The organism is Aquabacterium sp. UBA2148 (assembly GCF_002328915.1).
Taxonomy (GTDB): domain Bacteria; phylum Pseudomonadota; class Gammaproteobacteria; order Burkholderiales; family Burkholderiaceae_C; genus Aquabacterium; species Aquabacterium parvum.
In genome coordinates this window covers 9,009-15,412 of the sequence record NZ_DCXA01000059.1, presented here as the reverse complement: position 1 = coordinate 15,412, position 6,404 = coordinate 9,009, and the positions used below count along the sequence as shown (strand labels likewise).

The following is a 6,404-nucleotide window of genomic DNA, read 5'->3' as shown; positions in this document are numbered from 1 at the left end:
GAGGGCGAGTCGATGCTGTCGCTGAGCGATGGCCAGCAGGCCGAGGTGCTGGTCTTCGACCTGGCAGCCTGAGCCGAGGTGGCGTCGTGTCAGCTCTGCTGCGCTTCGAGGGTGTAGGCGGCGTAGTCGTCCAGGCCAATGGTCTCGACCAGCCATGGCAGCGCTTCGGCCAGGCGGTCGTAGAGCGTCCAGGGCGGGTTGATGATGAACATGCCGCTGCCATACAGCCCCAGGCCGCCCTTTTCGGCGCCCTTGACGCGCAGCGTGGCGTGCACCCAGTCGACCTTGGCCAACGAGCCGCCCAGCCGCTTGAGCTGGGCCCCGAACTGCTGCGATTCCATGCGGGCGACTTCGGGGTACCAGATGGCGTAGGTGCCGGTGGCGAAGCGCTCCGTGGCCGCGCGCAGGGCTTGCAGGACCTTCTTGTAGTCGTCCTTCATCTCGTAGGGCGGGTCGATGTGGACCAGCCCGCGGCGAGGCGGGGGTGGCAGCACCTTGGGCAGGCCGCTGAACCCATCGGCCTCTTCGATGCTGACGCCGCGCTTGACGCCCGCGAAATGGTCGCGCAGCAGGCCGATCTCGGTGGGGTGCAGCTCGTAGAGCCGCAGGTGGTCGCCCTGGCGCAGCATCTGCGCGGCCAGCTGCGGCGAGCCGGGGTACCAGCGCAGGTCGGTGCCGTTGTTGAGGGCGGCGATCTGGTCGAGCAAGGCCTTGACGGCCACGGGCGTGCCGGCCGCCTTGCGCAGGGGCCAGATGCGGGCGATGCCGCCTTCGAACTCGCCGCTCTTGGTGGCGTAGTTGCTGGTGAGGTCGTAGAGGCCGCCACCAGCGTGGGTGTCGATCACCCAGAAAGGTTTGTCCTTTTGCAGCAGGTGCTCAAGCACCTGCACCAGCACCATGTGTTTGAGCACATCGGCGTGGTTGCCCGCGTGGAAGCCGTGTCGATAACTGAACATGCCCCGAAGGGTAACGGGTTTTTGTCCCACTGAAAGGAAACATCATGAGCAAACAGATCGTCGTCGTGTACTTCTCCGGCTACGGCCACACCAAGCGCATGGCCGAGTCCGTGGCCCAGGGCGCGGGCGCCAGCCTGCTGAACGTCGACCAGGAGGGCAACTTGCCCGAAGGCGGCTGGGAGCAATTGGCCGCGGCCGACGCCATCATCTTTGGCGCGCCCACCTACATGGGCAGCGTGCCCTGGCAGTACAAGAAGTTCATCGATGCCACCTCCAAGCCCTGGTACCACCAGCAGTGGAAGGACAAGATCGCCGCCGGCTTCACCAACTCGGCCTCGATGAACGGCGACAAGCTCTCGACCCTCCACTACCTGTTCACCCTGTCGCAACAGCACAGCATGATCTGGGTGGGCACCGGCCTGATGCCCAGCAACAGCAAGGCCGCCACGCGCAACGACGTGAACTACGTGGCCTCGTTCAGCGGTGCCATGGCCTCGACGCCGTCGGACGCCAGCGTGGATGAAATGCTCCCTGGTGACCTGGAAACCGCCCGCCTGTTCGGCGTGCGCGTGGCCGAAGTGACCGCAAAATTCAACGCTTGAACGAGCTCGCCGTGCCACATCGGCACGGCCCTCGCCCTGAACCGGAGTGCCCATGACCACCACCCCTTCCACCCGTGCACCGCGCTTGCTGGTGATCGCCGGCAGCGCCCGCATCGGTTCGCTCAACCGCCAACTGGCCGACCTGGCGGCGCGTCGCGCCCAGGCGCTGGGAGCCGAGACCACCGTGGTCGACCTGCGCTCGCTGGAGCTGCCGGTCTACGACGAGGACTGGGCGCAGGCCCATGGCAAGCCGGCAGGTGCGCGCCGCCTGCGCGATTTGTTTGCCGAGCACGACGGCCTGATCCTGGCCAGCCCGGAATACAACGCGCTGCCCACACCGCTGTTCATCAACAGCTTCGACTGGTTGTCGGTCATCCCGGCCGAAGATGGCAAGCCATCGGGCAGCGGTGCCACGGGCGGCAAGCCGGCTGGTTTGCTGGCGGCGTCACCCGGTGCGCTGGGCGGCATCCGCGCCTTGCCCATCGTGCGGACCTACCTGAGCACCAATTTCGCGATGCTGGTGGTGCCCGAACAGCTGGCCTTGCCGCTGGCCGACCAGCAGCTGACCAGCCCCGAACGCCTGGCCAAGCCTGAGCTGGACGCGGCGCTCGATCGCGTGGTGGCTTCGGTGGTCAAGCAGGCGCGCTGGCGCGTGGCTGCGGGCTGATCGTCAGTTCGCCAGGAAGGACACCAGGTCGGGCAGCGTGCCCTCCGGGTCTTCTTCCTGGGGCAGGTGGCCCAGGGTCGGGTAGGTGACCAGGCGGCAGCGCTGGATGTCCTGGCAGAACAGCGTGCCGTGTTCGGGCGAGATCATCTCGTCGCGCTCGCCCCAGATCACCAGCGTGGGCTGTTGAACGCGCCTGATCAGGGTCGAGTTGCCACCGAACTGGGCCTGGTCCATGCGCTGGAACAACGCGCGGCGGTTGCCCACACGCAGGTTGAGCTCGAAGTAGCGGTCGATCTTGTCCTGCGTGACCTTGTCCGGGTCACCGAAGACGTTGCGCACGCTGGAGGCCACCATGGCCTTGGGCAGGATGCGCTCGGACACCCAGCGAAGCCCGCGCATGCTGGCGATCTGGAAAGCGATCGGCATGGACAGCACCGAGGGCTGGTAGCCGTCGGCGTCGATGAGCACCAGCTTGCGCACGCGGTCGGGCGCGAGCACGGCGGTCTGCCACGCGATTTCACCGCCCAGCGCGTTGCCGGCCAGCACCACCTGCTTGACGCCCAGGGTGTCGAGCAGCCGCAGCACAAAGCGGGTGTAGGCGTCGATGCGGTAGTCGCCTTGTGGGCTGGGGCCCGTCAGTCCGAAGCCGGGCAGGTCGACGCTGATGACGCGGCGCTCGCCTTGCAAGGCGGTTTGCCAGCCTTCGTAGGTGTGCAGGCTGGAGGACATGCCGTGCAGCAACACCAGTGGCATGGGGTCGGTGCGCGGGCCGGTGTCGCGGATGTGCACCTGCATGCCATCGAGCTCCAAGAAGGTCGATGGCTCAGGTGCCCAGCGGGCCATCAGAGAGCCCAGCTGGCGGTCGGGCTCCCAGGCGGCCCAGACGGTGAACGCCAGCGCCAGCCCGAAGAGCACGCCCGCCCACCACAATCGCTTCAGCCAATTCATCCGCGCATCATGCCGTGGAACCGGGCGCACCCGGGCCGCAAGCCTTGAGGGATGTCACCAAGTGACGCGGGCTGGCCTCACCACATGTCCGCCAACCCCACGTCTGGTGGCGTCAGCTGGCGTTGCGCGCGGCGTGCTGGGCCGACGAGCGGCGCGAGTTGTTCATCTTGCGCACCTGCTTCATGACCAGCACCTGGTAGGTCGAGCCCAGCAGGCGCACCACCTTGTCCAGGAAGCGGGCGTCGGGGCCCACCAGCACGCGTCGCTCGTTGTTTTCAACGGCCTTGAGGATCTGCAGGGCAGCGGCCTCGGCGGTGGTCACGTTGATGAGCTTGTTGGCCATGCGCTTGTGGTCGGCCTCGCTCACGCCCGTCTTGGCGGTGACGGACTCGTCGATCTTGCCGGCCATGGCGATGTTGGTGGCGATGCCGCCCGGGTGCACGCAGGTGGCGCTGACGCCGCAGCCTTCCATCTCCAGCTCCATGCGCAGGGCCTCGGTGTAGCCGCGCACGGCGAACTTGCTGGCGTTGTAGGTGCCTTGGGTGGGCACGGCCATCAGGCCGAACAGGCTGGAGGTGTTGATGACGTGGCCGTCGCCGCTCTTGCGCAGGTGCGGCAGGAAGGCCTGGGTGCCGTGCACCACGCCCCAGAAGTTGATGCCCATGATCCACTCGAAGTCCTGGATCTTCACGCCTTCGACGGTGGCGGTCAGGGCCACGCCGGCGTTGTTGAACACCAGGTTGACCTTGCCGTGGTCGCGCGCGGCCTCATCGGCCCAGGCGAAGACCTCGTCGCGGTTGGCCACGTTGACCTTTTTGACGGTGACTTTGACGCCGTGTTTGGAGGCCAGCTCGGCCGTCTTGACCAGCTCGGCCTCGTTGACGTCGCTGAGCGCCAGGTGGCAGCCGCGGCGAGCCAGCTCGACGGCCAGCGTGCGGCCCATGCCGGATGCCGCGCCAGTGATGGCCGCGACCTTGTTCTTGAAGTCTTTCATGGTGTCTCCTGGGGGGGGCTTTGTTCAGTCGTGGCGGCTCAGCGCTGGCCGGTGACGCGGGCGGCGAAGGCGCCACATTCCTTGAGCGTCTGGCGGGCTTCGGGCAGCATCAGCATGGTGGGCCACACGTGCGGCATCTTGGCCTTCAAGTGCAGCTCGCTGGTCACGCCTTGCGCCTTGGCGCGCTCGTGCAGGCGCGTCGAGTCGGCCAACAAAATCTCGTGCTTGCTGGCGTGGATCATCAGCGGGGGCAGGCCGCGCAGGTCGGCGAACAGCGGCGAAGCCAGCGGCGTGTCGGTGGGCTTGCCGGCCAGGTACAGCGCGGCGGCTTCGGGCAGCGAGTGCGGGTTGAACATCACGTCGGCGTCGGCCAGGGTTTTCATCGTCTCGCCGGAGCACGACAGGTCGCTCCAGGGCGAGAACAGGATGGCGCCGGCTGGCAGGGGCAGGCCCTGGTCGCGCGAGGCCACCAGGCAAGCCAGGGTCAAGCCGCCACCAGCGGAGTCACCCGCGAAGACCACGGTCTTGGGGTCGACGCCTTGTTTGAGCAGCTCGGACCACCAGGCCACGGCGTCATCGACGGCGGCGGGGTAGACGTGCTCGGGCGCCATGCGGTAGTCGACCGACAGCACGCGGGCCTGGGCCGTGCGGGCCAGGTAGGCGCAGGTGGGGCGGTGGGTTTCCAGCCCGCAGAAGAAGTAGCCGCCACCGTGGAAGTAGACGATGGTGCGCTTGGCGTTGGGCGCGTTGAGCCACTCGGCCGCGCACAGCTTGTGCTCAGGGCGTGCGGCCACCGGCTTGTGTTCGATGTCGGCAGGTGGCGGCGGGTAGCGCTTGGCCATCTTGTTGACCATGTGGCGCGCCTTGTGCACGTCCAGTTTGCCTTTGCCCTGGCGCTTGAACTGGTGACGCAGGACGAGGTTGGTGATGAAGGACTGGATGCTCATGCGCGTTCTGCCTGGTACTGCTTGAGTTTGAAACGGCGGGTCTTGAGACGGTAGGCGAAGGTGAAGCCGGGCCACGCCGCCGTGTTGCGGCCCTGCTCGTTGACGTACCAGCTCTTGCAGCCGGACTGCCAGACGGTGCGCTCGAGCTCCTTCTGGACGCCATCGACGAAACGCTTTTGCACCTCGGGCTTGACCTCCAGGGCGCGGATGCGGCGCTCCTTCATGGCCTTGAGCGCTTCGAGGATGTAATGCGCCTGCGATTCGATCATGAAAACCATGGAGTTGTGACCCAGGCCGGTGTTGGGCCCCATCAGCATGAAGAAGTTGGGAAAGCCCGCCACGGTGATGCCCATGTGGGCCTCGGCGCCTTGCTTCCACACCTCGGCCAGGTCGGCGCCGCCACGGCCGAACACGGTGGCCTTGGGGATCGGGTCCTGCACCTTGAAGCCGGTGCCGAAGACGATGGCGTCGACCTCGTGAAACTGCCCGTCCTTCGTGACCACGCCCTTGGGCACGACCTCCTTGATGCCTTCGGTCACCACCTCGACGTTGGTGCGCGCCAGGGCCGGGTAGTACTCGTTGGAGATCAGCAGGCGCTTGCAGCCGGGCGTGTAGTCGGGCGTGAGCTTGGCCTGCAGGGCCGGGTCCTTGATGTGCTTGCGGATGCGGTGCTTGCCCACCTTGGCGACCAGGTTCATCCACTCGGGCTTGAACTTGAAGGCCAAAAAGCGCGCTTCGAGCATCCAGTACAGCTTGGTGCGGGCCATCTTCTGGCGCCAGGGGTTGGCGTGGAAGTCGGCGCGCTCTTCAGGCCGCACGGGGCGGTCCATCTTGGGCACGACCCAGGGCGGCGTGCGCTGGAAGTAGGTCAGGTGCGCCACCTTGGGCGCGATGGCGGGCACGAACTGGATGGCGCTGGCGCCGCTGCCGATCACGGCCACGCGCTTGTCTTCCAGGTCGAAGCCGTGGTCCCAGGTGGCCGAGTGGAAGGCGCGTCCTTCAAAGGTGTCGATGCCGGGCACGTTGGGGTAGGCCGGGTTGCTCAGGCCACCCATGCCCGAGACCAGAATTTCGCCTTCGAAGACGCGGCCGTCTTCGGCCTTGACCACCCACAGCTTGCGGGCTTCGTCCCTGCGGGCGCCGGTGAGGTTGGCGTGGAAGCGGATGTGGCGCAGCAGGTCGTACTTGGTGGCGACGTGCTTGAGGTACGCAAAGATTTCAGGCTGCGGCGCGTACAGGCGCGACCAGTTCGGGTTGGGCTCGAAAGAGAACGAATACAGGTGCGACTCG

At 66.8% G+C, this 6,404-nt stretch carries 7 protein-coding genes; 2 read left to right on the top strand and 5 right to left on the bottom strand.

Annotated elements, in window-relative coordinates; genetic code table 11:
• Nucleotides 1–89: 89 nt before the first annotated feature.
• Nucleotides 90–956: a 23S rRNA (adenine(2030)-N(6))-methyltransferase RlmJ gene (locus B2W70_RS03370; RefSeq protein WP_058088031.1), complete on the bottom strand. Its 867-nt coding sequence runs from the start codon at nucleotides 954–956 to the stop codon at nucleotides 90–92.
• Nucleotides 957–1,000: 44 nt separating this feature from the next.
• Here B2W70_RS03370 and B2W70_RS03365 point away from each other — a divergent pair, with 44 nt between their 5' ends.
• Together B2W70_RS03365 and B2W70_RS03360 are read left to right on the top strand one after the other, a co-directional pair.
• On the top strand, nucleotides 1,001–1,558 hold the full coding sequence (locus tag B2W70_RS03365) for a flavodoxin family protein (protein WP_286742857.1): 558 nt from the start codon (nucleotides 1,001–1,003) through the stop codon (nucleotides 1,556–1,558).
• A gap of 52 nt (nucleotides 1,559–1,610) precedes the next feature.
• The gene (locus tag B2W70_RS03360; protein ID WP_286742854.1) at nucleotides 1,611–2,225 is read left to right on the top strand and encodes an NADPH-dependent FMN reductase; all 615 of its coding nucleotides are present in this window, start codon (nucleotides 1,611–1,613) and stop codon (nucleotides 2,223–2,225) included.
• Nucleotides 2,226–2,228: 3 nt separating this feature from the next.
• Here B2W70_RS03360 and B2W70_RS03355 read toward each other — a convergent pair whose 3' ends face one another.
• The 4 genes from B2W70_RS03355 to B2W70_RS03340 all read right to left on the bottom strand — a co-directional run.
• Nucleotides 2,229–3,173, bottom strand: coding sequence for an alpha/beta fold hydrolase (locus B2W70_RS03355; protein WP_286742851.1), 945 nt, complete (start codon nucleotides 3,171–3,173; stop codon nucleotides 2,229–2,231).
• Nucleotides 3,174–3,285: 112 nt separating this feature from the next.
• The gene (locus tag B2W70_RS03350; RefSeq protein WP_286742849.1) at nucleotides 3,286–4,167 is read right to left on the bottom strand and encodes an SDR family NAD(P)-dependent oxidoreductase; all 882 of its coding nucleotides are present in this window, start codon (nucleotides 4,165–4,167) and stop codon (nucleotides 3,286–3,288) included.
• A gap of 38 nt (nucleotides 4,168–4,205) precedes the next feature.
• Nucleotides 4,206–5,114 (bottom strand): alpha/beta hydrolase, encoded by a 909-nt coding sequence (locus tag B2W70_RS03345; protein WP_286742847.1) that lies wholly within the window; start codon nucleotides 5,112–5,114, stop codon nucleotides 4,206–4,208.
• Nucleotides 5,111–6,404, bottom strand: a 1,294-nt coding sequence (locus B2W70_RS03340) for a flavin-containing monooxygenase (protein ID WP_286742845.1), incomplete at its 5' end; no start/stop codon positions are given. The genes B2W70_RS03340 and B2W70_RS03345, both read right to left, overlap by 4 nt.

Coding starts and splice junctions, on each gene's coding strand:
- B2W70_RS03350 (WP_286742849.1), bottom strand. CDS start 4,167: ATGAAAGACTTCAAGAACAAGGTCGCGGCCATCACTGGCGCGGCATCC.
- B2W70_RS03355 (WP_286742851.1), bottom strand. CDS start 3,173: ATGAATTGGCTGAAGCGATTGTGGTGGGCGGGCGTGCTCTTCGGGCTG.
- B2W70_RS03365 (WP_286742857.1), top strand. CDS start 1,001: ATGAGCAAACAGATCGTCGTCGTGTACTTCTCCGGCTACGGCCACACC.
- B2W70_RS03360 (WP_286742854.1), top strand. CDS start 1,611: ATGACCACCACCCCTTCCACCCGTGCACCGCGCTTGCTGGTGATCGCC.
- B2W70_RS03370 (WP_058088031.1), bottom strand. CDS start 956: ATGTTCAGTTATCGACACGGCTTCCACGCGGGCAACCACGCCGATGTG.
- B2W70_RS03345 (WP_286742847.1), bottom strand. CDS start 5,114: ATGAGCATCCAGTCCTTCATCACCAACCTCGTCCTGCGTCACCAGTTC.